Annotated in this window: 11 protein-coding genes; 8 read left to right on the top strand and 3 right to left on the bottom strand. The window is 33.6% G+C overall.

Going from position 1 to position 16,905, the window contains the following annotated elements:
- The first annotated feature begins 217 nt into the window (after positions 1 to 217).
- The 6 genes from AC4PRO_RS01085 to AC4PRO_RS01060 all read left to right on the top strand — a co-directional run bounded on the left by AC4PRO_RS01085 (position 218) and on the right by AC4PRO_RS01060 (position 9,714).
- Positions 218 to 1,993, top strand: a complete 1,776-nt coding sequence (locus AC4PRO_RS01085) for an AMP-dependent synthetase/ligase (protein ID WP_492115966.1) — start codon at positions 218 to 220, stop codon at positions 1,991 to 1,993.
- Between the two features lie 39 nt (positions 1,994 to 2,032).
- The gene (locus tag AC4PRO_RS01080; protein ID WP_492115965.1) at positions 2,033 to 3,082 is read left to right on the top strand and encodes a proline iminopeptidase-family hydrolase; all 1,050 of its coding nucleotides are present in this window, start codon (positions 2,033 to 2,035) and stop codon (positions 3,080 to 3,082) included.
- Between the two features lie 726 nt (positions 3,083 to 3,808).
- Complete coding sequence (locus tag AC4PRO_RS01075; protein WP_074723048.1) at positions 3,809 to 4,276, top strand: MarR family winged helix-turn-helix transcriptional regulator; 468 nt, start codon at positions 3,809 to 3,811, stop codon at positions 4,274 to 4,276.
- Positions 4,260 to 6,650 carry a 3-hydroxyacyl-CoA dehydrogenase/enoyl-CoA hydratase family protein gene (locus tag AC4PRO_RS01070; RefSeq protein ID WP_492115964.1) on the top strand — a complete coding sequence of 797 codons (2,391 nt, stop codon included), beginning with the start codon at positions 4,260 to 4,262 and terminating at the stop codon, positions 6,648 to 6,650. The genes AC4PRO_RS01075 and AC4PRO_RS01070 overlap by 17 nt, the downstream gene beginning before the upstream one ends.
- Before the next feature lie 4 nt (positions 6,651 to 6,654).
- The gene (locus AC4PRO_RS01065; RefSeq protein ID WP_074723050.1) at positions 6,655 to 7,836 is read left to right on the top strand and encodes an acetyl-CoA C-acyltransferase; all 1,182 of its coding nucleotides are present in this window, start codon (positions 6,655 to 6,657) and stop codon (positions 7,834 to 7,836) included.
- Positions 7,837 to 7,923: 87 nt separating this feature from the next.
- Positions 7,924 to 9,714, top strand: a complete 1,791-nt coding sequence (locus AC4PRO_RS01060; protein WP_074723051.1) for an acyl-CoA dehydrogenase FadE — start codon at positions 7,924 to 7,926, stop codon at positions 9,712 to 9,714.
- A 97-nt stretch (positions 9,715 to 9,811) separates the two neighbouring features.
- Here the strand turns inward: AC4PRO_RS01060 and AC4PRO_RS01055 are convergent, their stop codons facing one another.
- The gene (locus AC4PRO_RS01055; protein ID WP_492115963.1) at positions 9,812 to 11,833 is read right to left on the bottom strand and encodes a BCCT family transporter; all 2,022 of its coding nucleotides are present in this window, start codon (positions 11,831 to 11,833) and stop codon (positions 9,812 to 9,814) included.
- 755 nt (positions 11,834 to 12,588) lie between these two features.
- Between AC4PRO_RS01055 and AC4PRO_RS01050 the strand changes: the two genes are divergently transcribed.
- A complete protein-coding gene (locus tag AC4PRO_RS01050; protein ID WP_074723053.1) occupies positions 12,589 to 13,116 on the top strand; it encodes a superoxide dismutase family protein in 528 nt (175 codons plus the stop codon).
- A 107-nt stretch (positions 13,117 to 13,223) separates the two neighbouring features.
- The gene (locus tag AC4PRO_RS01045) at positions 13,224 to 14,423 is read left to right on the top strand and encodes an LETM1-related biofilm-associated protein (protein WP_492115962.1); all 1,200 of its coding nucleotides are present in this window, start codon (positions 13,224 to 13,226) and stop codon (positions 14,421 to 14,423) included.
- Positions 14,424 to 14,452: 29 nt separating this feature from the next.
- Here the strand turns inward: AC4PRO_RS01045 and can are convergent, their stop codons facing one another.
- Together can and AC4PRO_RS01035 are read right to left on the bottom strand one after the other, a co-directional pair.
- Positions 14,453 to 15,088, bottom strand: a complete 636-nt coding sequence (can, locus tag AC4PRO_RS01040; protein ID WP_074723055.1) for a carbonate dehydratase — start codon at positions 15,086 to 15,088, stop codon at positions 14,453 to 14,455.
- 119 nt (positions 15,089 to 15,207) lie between these two features.
- The gene (locus AC4PRO_RS01035; RefSeq protein ID WP_074723211.1) at positions 15,208 to 16,848 is read right to left on the bottom strand and encodes a SulP family inorganic anion transporter; all 1,641 of its coding nucleotides are present in this window, start codon (positions 16,846 to 16,848) and stop codon (positions 15,208 to 15,210) included.
- Between the last annotated feature and the right edge of the window lie 57 nt (positions 16,849 to 16,905).

Genomic DNA, 16,905 nt, shown 5'->3' with positions numbered 1-16,905 from the left:
ATTTCAACTTTTCAATATTAAAGCAACCACAGTTTATTTTAAACTAAAAACTACTGCAATTTTTCTTTTTACTTATAATCAACCTTTTAAACTCCGTTTAAAGAAATCGTTTTCGTAAAATGGGAATTATAAAATTAATTTTTTCCATTTTAATTTTGAAAATGGAAAAATATTGTCATTTTTTTTTTAATTTGCAGCAAAATTCAACCTTCGCATAATGACTTCTATAACCAGACTATTTGATTTTCCTTATTATCAACAAGATAAATATACCTCAATTCCAGATGCTTTAAATACTAAGCAGGACGGTGTTTGGATAAAAACGTCTACACAAGAATATATTGCTCAAGCAAATGCTGTTTCTAGAGCACTCTTGCGAATGGGAATAAAAAAAGACGATAAAATCGCAATAATCTCTTCCAGCAACAGAACGGAATGGAATATTATGGATATTGGTATTCTGCAAACCGGAGCACAAAATATACCTATTTATCCAACAATTACAGAAGATGATTATGAATACATATTGAACCATTCTGGTGCAATATATTGTTTTGTATCTGATGCGGAAATCCTTAAAAAATTAAATTCAATAAAAAATAAGGTTCCTAATTTGAAAGAAGTATATTCTTTTAACCCTATTGAAGGTTGTAAAAACTGGAAGGAACTACTCGCTCTTGGCGAAGACCAAAGCAATCAGAATGATGTTGAAGAAAGCAAAAGTTTAGTTAAACCTGACGATTTAGCGACTATTATTTATACATCTGGGACAACTGGGCGACCAAAAGGAGTTATGCTTTCTCATAATAACATCGTATCAGACGTACTAAACAGCTCTACAAGAATTCCATTTGAAGCGGGAAATGCAACTGCATTAAGTTTCTTACCTGTTTGTCACATTTTTGAGCGCATGCTACTTTATTTATACCAATATTATGGTGTATCGATCTACTTTGGAGAATCTATTGATAAAGTCAGTGATAACCTAAAAGAAGTAAAACCTACTGTAATTACGGCTGTACCTCGACTATTAGAAAAAGTGTATGATAAAATCTATGCCAAAGGAACTGAACTGACTGGGATTAAAAAGAAATTGTTCTTTTGGGCAATTGATTTGGGATTAGTCTATGAACCTTATGGTGCGAATGGTCTTTGGTATGAAATGCAACTTAAAATTGCTCGAAAATTAATTTTTAGTAAATGGAAAGAAGGATTAGGTGGTAAGTTAGATTTAATGGTTTCAGGTAGTGCTGCGTTGCAACCTAGATTAGCTCGAATTTTTGCTGCAGCCGAAATACCTGTTATGGAAGGATATGGTTTAACCGAGACTTCGCCTGTTATATCCGTAAATGATATAAGAAATGGAGGTTTCAGAATAGGAACTGTAGGGAGAGTTATTGATAATGTAGAAGTTAAAATTGCCGAAGACGGAGAAATTCTTTGTAAAGGACCTAATGTCATGATGGGCTATTATAAAGATGAGAAATTAACCAATGAAGTCATTATTGACGGTTATTTTCACACTGGTGACATAGGAAACATTGATAAAGACGGATTTTTAAAAATTACGGATCGAAAGAAAGAAATGTTTAAAACTTCAGGTGGAAAATATATTGCACCGCAACTTATTGAAAACACCATGAAACAATCCCGTTTCATTGCAGAAATTATGGTGATAGGCGACGGACAAAAAATGCCGGCAGCCTTCATTCAACCTGATTTTGAATTCGTAAAAGAATGGGCGGTTATTCATAAAATAGTAATAGGAAGTACTAATGAAGAAATTGTATCCAACGAAAAAGTAATAGCAAGAATTCAGGAAGAAATTGATGGTTTAAACGAAAAATTTGGTAATTGGGAAAAAATTAAGCGTTTTGAATTAACACCAGATGTTTGGTCTGTAGAAGGTGGGCAACTGACGCCAACACTTAAGCTAAAAAGAAAAATAGTTATGGAAAAATACATTAATTTATTCCATAAAATCTACGGTTAGTCGATTGACTTATAATTATAACTGATAAATACGATGACAATGAAAGTAAAAATCCTGTTTTATTCTCTAGTAAGTGTTTTATTATTTTCTAATTGTAAGCAAAAGAACGAAGATCCAATTAGAGCGAATTATTTGGATTATTCCAAAACGAAAGATCAGTACACAGGAGGCATAAAAATGATTCCGATTACCACACCAAAAGGAACCTTTAAGGTATGGACAAAAACCGTGGGGAATAACCCTAGAATTAAAGTATTATTACTTCACGGAGGACCTGGACTCACGCACGAATTGTACGAATGTTTTGATGGTTATTTTCCTAACGAAAGCATCGAATACATTTATTACGATCAATTAGGATCCTACTACAGCGACCAACCTAATTACGACAGTTTGTGGACGAACGAACGTTTCGTTGAGGAGGTGGAACAAGTCCGAATCGCACTAGGAGCAGATAGTTCTAATTTTTATGTTTTAGGTCAATCCTGGGGCGGAATACTTGCCATGGAATATGCCCTAAAATACCAAAAAAACATGAAAGGCTTGATTATATCTAATATGATGGCCAGCATTCCTGAATACAATGCCTATGCACAAGAGGTTCTTGCTCCACAAATGAATCCTAAAATCCTGAAAGAACTACAGGAAATGGAGAAAAACAATGATTTTGACAATCCAAAATACAGCGAACTTCTTTTCAAATATTATTATACGGAACACATTCTAAGAAAACCACTGGAAGAATGGCCAGAATCTATCAATCGATGTTTCAAACACATCAACCCTAATGTATATGTGTTTATGCAGGGTCACAGTGAATTTGGCATCACCGGAAATGCTTCCTTAAAAAATTGGGACGTAAAAGACAGGCTTAAAACGATAACGATTCCTACATTATCAATCGGTTCTAAATACGACACTATGGATCCAGAGCATATGAAATGGATCGCCAACGAAGTTCAAAACGGCCGATTTCTATTTTGTGCTAATGGTAGTCATCTTTCTCAATATGATGATCAAAAAACATATTTTAAGGGTCTAATAAAATTTATAAAAGACGTGGATAACGGCACTTTTAAAAAAGAGTAGTGTAGCTATAGATAAATACCATTTTACACTCGCCTAACAAAAGACTATTTTGTAGTATTACATAAAATCATACCCCTTTACTTTTTAAATTCTAAAACTACTTAATTGACTGACAATTAAGTAGTTTTATTTTTAAACGCTATATTGGTTATTTTTTCATACTTTTAATATCCTAATAATTAGTTGCTTAAGAACTATTAAAAGTAGAAAAACTTATAGTTTCTTATTTTGTGGGAGGTATTGCCTAGTTTCTCTTAGATTGGCTATCTTAAGGAATCATTTTTAAATACATTTTTCCGCAAGCTGAAAATAGAAACATTTCTTTTAAACTGTTAGGAAGCTTAAATTTTGATTTCTTGGATTCTTATATTTTGAATTGGATTTCTATAATTAAGAACCCTATCATAGTTTTACAAATAGGAGCTACAATTGGATTTTTCTTTAGTTTATCGGCAAACTTCTGTGTGTTCTAGCCCGCACATGAATTACGAAAACCTAACTTTTGATCTTCTTATTTTACTAATACACATGCTTGAACAGGAGCTTCAATTGCCCTTGTCACTGGACAAGCTTTAACAATACTATTGATAATTAGCTGTTTTCCAAAATAAAACGCTCCAATTTTATGGATTTTTTTTGTAATCATAAATTTTTAACAAAAATAAATTAATTTATTATGCGTGCATAGTATTTTTTTTATTATATTTGAAATCGATAACGTACCATATGAAAGACAAAACAATAGATTATATATTAAGAGCGACTTGGCAAGCCGTTTCAAGAATGTACAATGAAGAAGCTTCTAAGTACGGTGCCACAATGGCAACAGGTTTTGCTTTGTTGAGTATGGATAAAAATGTAGGAACCCCTTCTACCTCCTTAGGACCTAAAATGGGAATGGAGGCTACAAGTCTTACCAGAACCTTAAAATCTATGGAAGAAAAAGGTTTAATCATTCGAAAGAAAAATCCAGATGATGGTCGTGGTGTCTTAATTTACTTGACTGAGTTAGGTAAAGAAAAAAGAGATTTATCAAAAAATACTGTTTTAAAATTCAATGACACTGTCAAAAGTCACATTACGGATGAAAAATTACAACATTTTATTGAAGTCTCAGAGACCATCAACGAATTAATTCAAAATAAGAATATATTTAATCAAACTGAAAAAATAGACAATGAAACGCACAATTAAAAAAGTTGCAGTAATCGGATCCGGAATTATGGGTTCGGGAATTGCTTGCCATTTTGCCAATATTGGTGTCGAAGTTTTACTTCTCGATATCGTTCCTAGAGAACTTACTGAGGCCGAAACAAAAAAAGGACTGACATTAGAGAGTAAAATCGTTCGCAACCGTTTGGTAAATGAGCATTTAAATAATGCTTTAAAGTCAAAACCGGCTCCTATCTACACTCAAAAATTCGCTGACCGAATTACAACTGGAAACACCACCGACGATATGGCAAAAATTGCTAACGTTGATTGGATTATCGAAGTTGTTGTAGAAAGATTAGACATCAAAAAATTAGTATTTGAACAAGTAGAAAAATACCGCAAACCGGGTACTTTGATTACTTCAAATACATCAGGAATTCCTATTCACTTTATGAGTGAAGGAAGATCTGAAGATTTTCAGAAAAACTTCTGCGGGACTCACTTTTTTAACCCTGCACGTTACTTAAAATTATTCGAAATTATTCCTGGCCCACAAACTTCATCAGAAGTATTGGATTTCCTTACTGTATATGGAGAGAAATTTTTAGGAAAAACTTCGGTTGTAGCTAAAGATACTCCTGCTTTTATTGGAAACCGTGTTGGAATTTATGGTATTCAAAGTTTGTTCCATTTGGTTAAAGAAATGGGATTAACTATTGAAGAAGTAGATAAATTAACAGGTCCAGTTATTGGCCGACCAAAATCAGCTACTTTTAGAACTGTTGATGTAGTAGGTCTTGATACATTGGTACACGTTGCAAACGGTATCTATGAAAACTGCCCTGCTGATGAGCAACATGACTTATTTAAACTTCCAGAGTTTGTTAACAAAATGATGGAGAATAAATGGTTAGGTAGTAAAACAGGCCAAGGTTTTTATAAAAAAGAAGGAAAAGATATTCTAACTTTAGATTTAAATACTTTAGAATACCGTCCGGCTAAAAAAGCTTCTTTTGCCACTTTAGAAATGACTAAATCAATTGACAAACCTATTGATCGTTTTAAAGTTTTGGTAAAAGGAAAAGACAAAGCAGGTGAATTTTACCGTAAGAGTTTTGCTGGTATGTTTGCTTATGTATCCAATAGAATTCCAGAAATATCAGATGAATTATATAAAATCGACGATGCTATGAAAGCTGGTTTCGGTTGGGAAAATGGTCCATTCGAAATTTGGGCTGCCATTGGTGTTGAAAAAGGGATTGAGATCATGAAAGCGGAAGGCCTTGCTCCTGCTGCATGGGTAAATGACATGTTAGCTGCAGGAAGTAAAAGTTTTTACACCGTAAAAGAAGGTGCTACTTTTTTCTACAACATTCCAACTAAAGCACAAACTAAAATTCCAGGACAAGATTCATTTATAATCTTGAACAACATTCGCGAAAGCAAAAAAGTTTGGAGTAATAGTGGTGCAATTATACAAGATTTAGGAGATGGAATACTAAATTTAGAATTCCAGTCTAAAATGAATACAATTGGTGGTGACGTTTTACAAGCCATCAACAAAGCAATCGATTTATCTGAAAAAGAATATCAAGGTCTTGTTATTGGAAACCAAGCAGCAAATTTCTCTGTAGGTGCTAATATCGGAATGATATTTATGATGGCGGTTGAGCAAGAGTATGATGAGCTTAACATGGCAATCAAAACTTTCCAAGATACTATGATGCGTGTGCGTTATTCTGGAATTCCAGTAGTAGTTGCGCCTCATGGAATGACTTTTGGTGGTGGTTGCGAAATGAGTTTACATGCGGACAAAGTTGTTGCGGCAGCGGAAACGTACATGGGATTAGTAGAATTTGGAGTAGGAGTTATACCAGGTGGTGGTGGTTCTAAAGAAATGGCTTTAAGAGCTTCTGATTTATTCCATAAAAACGATGTTGAGCTAAATGTATTGCAAGAATATTTCTTGACAATCGCTATGGCAAAAGTATCAACTTCTGGTTATGAAGCTTTTGATTCTGGTTTATTACAACAAGGAAAAGATATTATTGTTGTAAACAAAGACCGTCAAATCGCCGAAGCTAAGAAACATGCTTTATTAATGGCAGAAGCAGGATATACACAACCAATCCACAGAAAAGACGTAAAAGTACTAGGAAAACAAGCATTAGGAATGTTCTTAGTAGGAACAGACCAAATGGAAGCTGGAAAATACATTTCTGAACACGACAAGAAGATTGCTAACAAACTAGCTTATGTAATGGCTGGTGGTGATTTATCTGAGGCCACATTAGTATCAGAACAATACCTATTGGATCTGGAACGTGAAGCATTCTTATCACTTTGTACGGAAAGAAAAACATTGGAAAGAATCCAATTTATGTTAACCAAAGGGAAACCGCTAAGAAACTAAAAAAATGAAAACAGCCTATATAGTAAAAGCATACAGAACAGCCGTAGGAAAAGCTCCTAAAGGGGTGTTCAGATTTAAAAGACCTGATGAGTTAGCAGCAGAAACTATTCAATTCATGATGAATGAATTGCCCCATTTTGACAAAACTCGTATTGATGATGTTATGGTAGGAAATGCCATGCCTGAGGCAGAACAAGGACTTAATGTGGGACGTTTAATCTCTTTGATGGGATTAAAAATCGAAGATGTTCCTGGAGTAACTGTAAACAGATACTGTGCATCTGGATTAGAAACAATAGGAATGGCTACAGCTAAAATACAGTCAGGAATGGCACATTGTATTATTGCTGGTGGTGCTGAAAGCATGAGTTTTATTCCGATGGGAGGTTACAAGCCAACTCCGGATTATGCTGTTGCAAAAGCAGGAAACGAAGACTACTACTGGGGAATGGGTCTAACAGCCGAAGCAGTTGCACAGCAATTTAAGGTTTCCAGAGAAGACCAAGATGAGTTTGCTTATAACTCGCAAATGAAAGCTTTGAAAGCACAAGCAGAAGGTAAATTTGATAAGCAAATTGTTCCTATTACAGTAGAGCAAACGTTTATCAATGAAAATGGCAAAAAAGAAACTAAATCTTACATAGTAAACAAAGATGAAGGACCTAGAGCTGGCACGACAATTGAAGGTTTGGCTAGTTTAAGACCTGTTTTTGAAGCTGGTGGAAGTGTAACAGCTGGTAACTCCTCACAAATGAGTGATGGTGCTGCTTTTGTACTTGTTATGAGTGAAGAAATGGTAAAAGAACTTAATCTTGAACCTATCGCAAGATTAGTAAACTTTGCTTCTGCAGGAGTTGAACCTAGAATAATGGGAATAGGACCTGTAAAAGCGATACCAAAAGTGTTGAAACAAGCTGGATTATCTCTAAATGATATCGGTTTAATTGAATTAAACGAAGCTTTTGCCTCACAGTCACTTGCGGTTATCCGTGAATTAGGATTAAATCCAGATATCGTGAACGTTAATGGTGGTGCAATAGCAATGGGACACCCACTGGGATGTACTGGAGCTAAATTGTCAGTTCAATTATTTGACGAAATGAAACGTCGTGGTGACAAATACGGTATTGTTAGCATGTGTGTAGGAACAGGTCAAGGAAGTGCTGGGGTTTACGAATTGATGTAGACAGTAATTCCACTCCTTTTGTCTTTCCAACGAAGGAGGAATTTAGATTATAAAAAAAATAAAAATTATCTTTTAAAATAACAAAAAATGAGCGACGTAACTAGAGGTGGACAATTCATCGTAAAAGAAACTAAGTGCGAAGACATCTTCACTCCTGAGGATTTTTCGGAAGAACAATTAATGATGCGTGACTCTGTAAAAGAGTTCGTAGACAAAGAATTATGGGCACACAAAGATCGTTTTGAGAAAAAGGATTATGCTTACACAGAAGAGTGCATGAAAAAAGCCGGAGATTTAGGTCTTTTAGGAGTTGCTGTTCCTGAAGCTTACGGTGGATTAGGAATGGGATTTGTATCAACAATGTTAGTTTGTGATTACATTTCTGGTGCTACGGGATCTTTTTCAACTGCTTTTGGAGCACATACAGGAATTGGTACTATGCCAATTACTTTATATGGTACTGAAGAACAAAAACAAAAATATGTTCCTAAATTAGCTTCAGGTGAGTGGTTTGGTGCATATTGTTTGACTGAACCAGGCGCAGGATCTGATGCTAATTCAGGAAAAACTAAAGCAGTTTTATCAGAAGACGGAAAATATTATTCGATCACTGGACAAAAAATGTGGATCTCTAATGCAGGTTTCTGTTCTTTGTTTATCGTTTTTGCACGTATTGGAGATGATAAAAACATCACTGGTTTTATCTTAGAAAACTCTGATGACAACGGAATTTCAATGGGTGAAGAGGAACACAAATTAGGTATTCGTGCTTCTTCTACTCGTCAGGTATTCTTTAATGAAACAAAAGTTCCTGTTGAAAACATGCTTTCTGATAGAGGAAATGGCTTCAAAATAGCGATGAACGCTTTGAATGTGGGCCGTATTAAACTGGCAGCAGCATGTCTAGATGCACAAAGAAGAGTAATTTCCAATTCAGTGAAATATGCAAACGAAAGAGTACAATTTAAAACTCCTATTGCAGAATTTGGTGCTATCCGTTCTAAATTAGCAGAAATGGCTACGAACTGTTATGCAGATGAAAGTGCTTCTTACAGAGCTGCAAAAAATATTGAAGATAGAATCACGGCTCGCGAAGCAGAAGGATGTTCTCATCAAGAAGCTGAATTGAAAGGTGTTGAAGAATACGCTATTGAATGTTCCATCTTAAAAGTGGCTGTTTCTGAAGATGTACAAAGCTGTGCTGATGAAGGTATCCAAATTTATGGAGGAATGGGATTCTCTGAAGATACTCCAATGGAAAGTGCTTGGAGAGATGCTCGTATCGCTCGTATCTATGAAGGTACTAACGAAATCAACAGAATGTTATCTGTAGGAATGTTGATTAAAAAAGCAATGAAAGGTCATGTTGATTTATTAGGTCCTGCTACAAAAGTAGGTGAGGAATTAATGGGCATTCCTTCTTTTGAAACTCCAGATTACTCACAGTTATTTGCTGAAGAAAAAGAAATGATCGTTAAATTGAAAAAAGCTTTCTTAATGGTTGCTGGTAGTGCAGTTCAAAAATTCGGAACTGAATTAGACTCTCACCAACAAATTTTAATGGCTGCTTCAGATATGTTAATCGAAATTTACATGGCAGAAAGTACTATCCTTAGAACTGAGAAATTAGCTAAAAAAGAAGGTGAAGACAAAGTACAAGAGCAAATTGCAATGGCAAAATTATACTTGTACCAAGCAGTAGATATCGTTACACAAAAAGGGAAAGAAAGTGTTATTTCATTCGTAGAAGGGGATGAACAACGCATGATGCTTATGGGTTTAAGACGTTTCACTAAATACGCTAATATGCCAAATATTGTTGCATTAAGAGAAACTATTACATCTAAATTAGTAGCAGAAAATGAATATTGCTTCTAAGCATTAAGATAGTTTTTAGTTAAATTTGTTTGTTTAAAAAAACCGCAATCATCATTGATGATTGCGGTTTTTGCTACTTATACACTTTGTGTTTTAATCAATTGGGTTTCATCAATAAATCATGCATGCCATCAGACCCTAAGGTTAAGAAACGCTGATATTCTCTTAGTACATCTGATATAATTTCATCCTTACTCAAATATTGAATATCATAGCCCATACGGTGATCTCCAAAATAAGAAATAGGTAAAAAGACAGTATCTGAGTCAATGTTAGGTGTGTTTTGTTCATTAATTAAGGTTTCCGAAATTGTTTGGGGCTGTGCCATAACACCATAAATAAAATTACGCAACTGATCGTGTTTGATTACCAATTCAATAGAATTATTTGGAGTTGTATTGTAGAGAATACCAGCTTCAATTTTATTTTTCTCCAATTCTTTTACCAATTCCTCAAATGAAACCCGAACGGTTTCATTCAAAAATTTCTTTATATCTTTCTTTTGTGAATAAGTAAGTATTTTTTCCAATCGAACTTTCCAATGGTAATCATTCCAATTTAAACTTCCATGAGAATACTTACTAGTACTATACTCATTATCTGCCATTAAAGCCTTCCACAAATTAACACACAACAATAACATGATAATACCAAACGGTAAAGCAGTTACCAATGTCATGGTTTGCAAAGAGGCTAAACCTCCTGAACTCAATAAACTCAACGAAACGATAGTAAGTAACCCACCCCAAAAAGCATTTTGCCATTTTGGTGAATTAGCCGCTCCTTTAGAAGAAATTCCATTCATTATGAAAATCCCTGAATCAGCAGATGTAATAAAGAAAACACAAATAATTGCAATCGATAAAACATTAAGCAAACTTGTCAGTGGAAAGTAACTGAAAAAATTAAACAACAAGGTATCTGAATTATTTGCAAACTCACTCAAAGCACCATGCGCAACAAATTCATCAATCCATATCGCACTACTTCCAAAAATAGTCATCCAAACAAAATTAAAAAGTGCTGGAATAAATAAAACAGCTAATATAAATTCACGTATCGTACGTCCTTTTGAGATTTTTGCAATAAATAAACCTACATAAGGAGCCCATGATATCCACCAAGCCCAGTATAGAATTGTCCAATTAGAGAACCATTCCTGACTGTCTTTCTCAAAGGCATATGTATTGAATGTAAGCGACATAAAATTACTAACGTAGTGACCTATTCCTTCTGTTAGCGTACTTAATATATAAATCGTTGGTCCAGCTATTAAAACAAAAAGCATTAATAAAGTAGCCATTATAATGTTTATTTCACTTAACTTCTTCACCCCTTTCCCTAAACCACTAGTAGCCGATATAATAGCAATAACCATCACTATAACAACAATACCAACTTGGTACTTAAAATTAGTATTTGGAATAACTCCCAAACTTTGAAGTCCTGCGCTTAATTGAAGTACTCCAAAACCTAAGGTCGTAGCAATACCAAAAAAAGTACTGCATAAAGCAAAAACATCAACAATATTTCCAAATCTACCGTGAATCTTATCTTTCAACATAGGATAAAAACCACTTCTAATCGCCAAGGGCAAGTTATGACGGTATGCAAAATAAGCCATGGAAAGACCCACCACTCCATATATGGACCAAGCATGAAATCCCCAATGGAAAAAGGTATACAGTTGTGCTTCTTTAGCTCTTAAACTTTCATCAAGATTACTAATCGCTGGATTAGCATAGTGAGCCATCGTTTCGGCTACACCAAAATACATCAAACCAATCCCCATTCCTGCTGCAAAAAGCATCGCAACCCAAGAGAAGAAGGAATACTCGGGTTTAGTATCATCTGCGCCTAATTTAATTTTGCCAAATTTACTAATGGCTACACCTATAAGAAACAGTACAAAAACGGTAACTATCAAAACATACAACCAACCTAAATTTTTAAAAATAACAGCCTTAACTTGATTAAAGAATTCTTCGGCTTCAGTTGGAAAAAAACCACAAAATATAGATATGGCTATAATTATAGTTAAACTTGGTAAAGCTACAGACCTCGTAAAGTCTGTTTTAAAATTATATTTCTGTTCTAAAAAATGTAATAATTTATTCATAATTCATAAATAGGGTTAACTATAAACAATTATTGTCTATAGTATTAAAAATAATCGCCTTATGTATTCCATATTAGAATAACAGCATAAAACGTATAAGCTTCTGTAAAATTCATTAAGCATAACTTAATGTACGATGGCCATTAAAACAAGGTTAAATACTAACCTTGATACTTTTGTAATAGAATTATATTACAAAAGCACAGTAAAAACTGAGGACATAATGCCTTAGAGGATATATAAAAAACTTTAAATGAGTAAATGATTAAGGATCTCTAATCAGTGTCAACCTGTTTAATAAAAACAGTCTTTTAAAAGCAAAATATTGGAGTGCAAATCTAGTGAAAAAAGAGCCGTTACCACTTAAAAATACACAATGGAAATAATAACAGAGAATAACACAACTATAAAAAGAAATTAGTGAGCAATTTTCAATTTTTATATTAAAAAGTTCATTATAAACCGTTAACAATGTATTCCAAAAACTTATTTGGAAGACTACTTGGCCAAAAAAGAGTCTCGTGACTATTAAAAAAACGTGTACATTGCTAAAAAGAGACATTTATATTTTAATAAGTCTATTATTGTGAGTGAAAACTATTCAAATATTCTATTCTAATTCTTGAATAAAAGCAATCATTTATGCATTTATTTAATTTGTAAGATAATCCAAATAAAAAATTTAATATTAATTTAATTTACGGATCATAATTTTATACGTAATTTTATATAATATTTTTAAAACATATACTATCATGAAAAAAATAATATTTTCAATCGGCTTAATAATTGCCGTTCTTATTGGTTGTAAAACAAATAGTGGCTCAAGTGATTCTAAAAAATTGGTAATTGCTTTTGAAGCAAAAAGTAACAGTAATGTTTCGGGTACAGCCACTTTTATTGAGAAAAATGGCAAAGTGACTTTCGTTGCAAAATTAGCAGGATTAAAACCGGGAATTCATGCCATTCATATCCATGAAAAATCAGATTGTTCTGCTGCAGATGGAAGTTCCGCTGGAGGACATTGGAATCCTACTTTTAAGAAACACGGGAAATGGGGTGTTGGTGAATACCATAAAGGAGACATAGGAAACTTTACCGCTGATGCTAAAGGTAATGGAACCATAACATTGACTACTGATGAATGGAATATCGGTTCAGGAGATCCTACAAAAGATATTCTAGGAAAAGGATTGATTGTACATGAAGGAACTGACGATTTTATTTCTCAACCTTCCGGTGATGCCGGAGCAAGAGTAGCCTGTTCAGCAATTATCAAGTAATTAATAACAAAGATGCGCATGCAGCTATATTAAAATAGCTGCATGCCTATTTTAATATAGTTACAGAACCATAAAATAACATAGCTTTGTACTATTAAAATCACACAATGATTAACCCTTCAGCATCCGGTTGGATAGATAAGTATTTTACAAAACAAAAAACCAAGGAACAAATTGTTTACCTCAGTCCTGATTTGTTTTACACCAATATTAGAAAAACAGGATTCATATACGGTCACATTGTCTCATTTGAAACGACCGTCCCTATAATAACGAAAGGTTGGGTTCAAAATGAAATCCCAAAAGTCGCCCTGTTAAATACACTTTATGCTATTTATGGATTAACTACCCGTGATAATAATCCTGATAATTTCCTGTCTAAAGCTTTAGAGTTTTATAATGAAATGACTCCTCAAGGGTATAATTTGTTGAAAAAAATATTACCTGACAGTCCACCTTCCTTAAATTTAGAAAAAATAATTGATGATCGAGTTCAAACTAACTTTGACATCATCAGTAAAAACTTTTCTCATATTGTAACTAACGCTTTACTTTTTATCGATGTTTTGGCTTTTCGCCAATATTTAATTCATGGTGCAATTCCAGAAAAATACCTAAAAAAGATAGAGGAAGCAGTTATTAGCATTGTTTCTCTTTCTTTGAAAACTAAATCCAATAAATCTAAATACGACGATTTATTAATTAAGTTGTTTGAAGCCTCAGTGCGCTATAGTAAATTCTCAAAAGTAAGTGTCCAAAATTTGGAAGAACTTAATCTGACCTATTTTGAGTCTGAATTAGAAAAATATTATCTAATTGATATGGCAGGAATGGCACTTTGGAGCGATGGAAATCTTGAAAATGAAGAAGCTTATTTTTTACATAAATTAGCAGAACTAATTGCAGTTCCTGACGCGTTTGTAATGGAGAGTATCAATAACACTGATGTTTTTATCACAAAACATAAAAGTGAAATTCCTTATTTCAACTATTCGAATCCTGTTAAGCATTTTTATGATCAAACGACTCAAAGCGTCATCACATTGATTACAAGAAATAAAAACAGGCTGGTCAAAGAAATTGTTCAAAGTAGAGATTTGATGATACTTTTAGGAATTTCCACAAGGAGAGATTTGGATGAAAAAGAAAAGAAAAAAGTAAAAAAGCAGCTGTTGGAAATTTGTAAAACCATTCCGTCACTAACTATATTTTTACTCCCTGGTGGTAGCTTGCTATTGCCTATCCTGATTAAATTTATTCCAAAATTACTGCCGTCGGCCTTCAATGAAAATTTAGATATAGACTAAAAAAAAATCGCCATATGGCGATTTTTTTTTTAAAACTGTAATTGAAAAACTTCGTCCAAATCTTTGTTGGAACTAATATTAACCTTTAAGTCAGTCACAAAACCTGAATTTAAACCGTAAACCCAACCGTGAATACTTAAATCTTGTCCGTTTTTCCATGCCGCCTGCACGATTGAGGTTTTAGACAAATCAAAAACCTGCTCTTTAGCATTGATCTCGACAAAAGTATTAAACCGTTCCGTATCATCCTCAATAGAATCTAGATAGATGTTATGCAGACGGTAAACATCTTTAATATGACGAATCCAGTTATCGATAATACCAATGGACTGATTGCTCATAGCTGCTTTAACTCCTCCACATCCGTAATGACCACATACGATTACATGTTTTACCTTTAAGACATTAACTGCATAATCTAAAACACTTAACATGTTCATATCTGAATGGACTACCATATTGGCGATATTTCTGTGAACAAAGACCTCACCTGGCTTAGCACCAATAATTTCATTTGCAGGAACACGACTGTCTGAACAACCAATCCACAATAATGGTGGTGTTTGCCCTTTGGCTAAATCTTCAAAATAATTTGGGTCTATAGCTAATGCTTTTTCAACCCACTCTTTATTGTTCTCTAATATTTTTTTATAAAAATCACTCATTTTATTTTCTTTTATAAATTCTTAAGTTCGTTTCAAACCTTTATAACGTAGTAAAGAAACTAATTTTTCCGGTTTGAATTACATTGACTATTTCTTTTTTCTAACTATTCGTAAAAAATTTACTTTACGATTTCTTTTTTAACCATAACTCTTTTGGCAACATCATAATAATGCTCAAAGGAAACATGATTAGCAACCTCAGGACTATTAACTAGATCATAAGCTTTTTTAAATCCTTTTAACTTTACGGAAATCTTTTCATCGACAGCTCTAGTTTCTTTAAACTCTCTAATCAAATCTAAGATGTCATGAGCTATATAAACCGTATCGTGGGCATTTATTATCACTTTAGAATTCTCTGGGATATCGTTTAAAGTAGCTTTTATTGCAGCTTTATTTAAAAAAGATACTTCTTGCGCTAGATCGATATGAATGATATCACCGTCAACATACTCTTCCTTCTTAAAACTATAAGCTCTTTTTAAGTTCCCTTTAAGTATAAAAATAATACTAATTATAATACCTAAAAATACTCCTTTAAGCAAATCAGTTGTTACTACCGCAACTAGGGTGGCGACAAAAGGAATAAATTGATATTTTCCTTTTTCCCAAAAGTGCTTAAAAGTTGCTGGTTTAGCTAGTTTATATCCGACTAAAATTAATATTGTCGCTAATGTTGCTAATGGGATTTTATTTAAAACAACAGGTATAACTAACACACTTATTAATAAAAGTATACCATGAATAATCGCTGACATCTTTGATTTAGCACCTGCATTATTATTTGCCGACGAGCGCACCACTACAGATGTCATGGGTAAACCGCCAATAAGCGAACTTAAAATATTACCTATACCCTGTGCTTTTAATTCAACATTTGTGTCTGTATATCTTTTTTGAACATCCATTCTATCAGCAGCTTCGATGCATAACAGTGTTTCAATCGAGGCGACAATTGCAATTGTTAGTCCTACGACCCAAACTTTTGGATTCAAAAACCCTGAAAAATTAGGTATCACAACAATCGCTTTTAATTCATCAAAAGAAGTGGGTACTGGCAATGAAACCAAATGTTCACTTGAAATAGCCAAAGAACTACCTGAACTAATAAATATTTCATTCAATACAATCCCCGAAATTACTGCTATTAATGCACCAGGGACTAATTTTAATTTCTTTAAAAATGGAACCTTATCCCAAGAAATCAATATAATTAATGACACTACCGTTATCATAATAGCACCCAATTGAACATGATTAAAAACTTCGAACAAAGAAGAGAATGAGTTGTCTCCATTTCTCTGAACAAAAGACTGATCTCCTTCAAAATCAGCATCATATCCAAAAGCATGCGGCAATTGTTTTAGAATAATAATAATACCAATACCCGCAAGCATTCCTTCAATTACATTGGTGGGGAAATAATTTGAAATACTCCCTGCTTTGATAAACCCTAAAGCAAGCTGAATAAGTCCCGAGATAAAAACGGCTGTTAAAAAGATATCAAAAGCACCTAAATCCGTAATTGCTGTTAAAATAATTGCTGTTAAACCAGCTGCTGGCCCCGAAACACTAATATGTGACTTACTCAAAAAACCAACTACAATCCCTCCAATAACTCCTGAGATGATTCCTGAAAATAAAGGTGCACCAGAGGCCATTGCTATCCCTAAACACAAGGGGAGCGCCACCAAAAAAACTACTAAACCAGATGCAAAATCAGATTTAAGGTTGGCAAAAAGATTAATTTTTTTTGTCATAATACTAGAATAATTTATAAGTAAACTGTCCATAACTTTTATAAATGCGACAGTTAA

The organism is Flavobacterium sp. DW-iso2, from assembly GCF_058725285.1.
Note: the sequence above shows the minus strand (reverse complement) of the source record. Positions and strands in the feature narration are given on the sequence as shown.

Bases quoted from the DNA above. Each gene is read 5' to 3' on its own strand.
- AC4PRO_RS01085 (WP_492115966.1), top strand. From the start codon at position 218: ATGACTTCTATAACCAGACTATTTGATTTTCCTTATTATCAACAAGAT.
- AC4PRO_RS01080 (WP_492115965.1), top strand. From the start codon at position 2,033: ATGAAAGTAAAAATCCTGTTTTATTCTCTAGTAAGTGTTTTATTATTT.
- AC4PRO_RS01075 (WP_074723048.1), top strand. From the start codon at position 3,809: ATGAAAGACAAAACAATAGATTATATATTAAGAGCGACTTGGCAAGCC.
- AC4PRO_RS01070 (WP_492115964.1), top strand. From the start codon at position 4,260: ATGAAACGCACAATTAAAAAAGTTGCAGTAATCGGATCCGGAATTATG.
- AC4PRO_RS01065 (WP_074723050.1), top strand. From the start codon at position 6,655: ATGAAAACAGCCTATATAGTAAAAGCATACAGAACAGCCGTAGGAAAA.
- AC4PRO_RS01060 (WP_074723051.1), top strand. From the start codon at position 7,924: ATGAGCGACGTAACTAGAGGTGGACAATTCATCGTAAAAGAAACTAAG.
- AC4PRO_RS01055 (WP_492115963.1), bottom strand. From the start codon at position 11,833: ATGAATAAATTATTACATTTTTTAGAACAGAAATATAATTTTAAAACA.
- AC4PRO_RS01050 (WP_074723053.1), top strand. From the start codon at position 12,589: ATGAAAAAAATAATATTTTCAATCGGCTTAATAATTGCCGTTCTTATT.
- AC4PRO_RS01045 (WP_492115962.1), top strand. From the start codon at position 13,224: ATGATTAACCCTTCAGCATCCGGTTGGATAGATAAGTATTTTACAAAA.
- can (WP_074723055.1), bottom strand. From the start codon at position 15,088: ATGAGTGATTTTTATAAAAAAATATTAGAGAACAATAAAGAGTGGGTT.
- AC4PRO_RS01035 (WP_074723211.1), bottom strand. From the start codon at position 16,848: ATGACAAAAAAAATTAATCTTTTTGCCAACCTTAAATCTGATTTTGCA.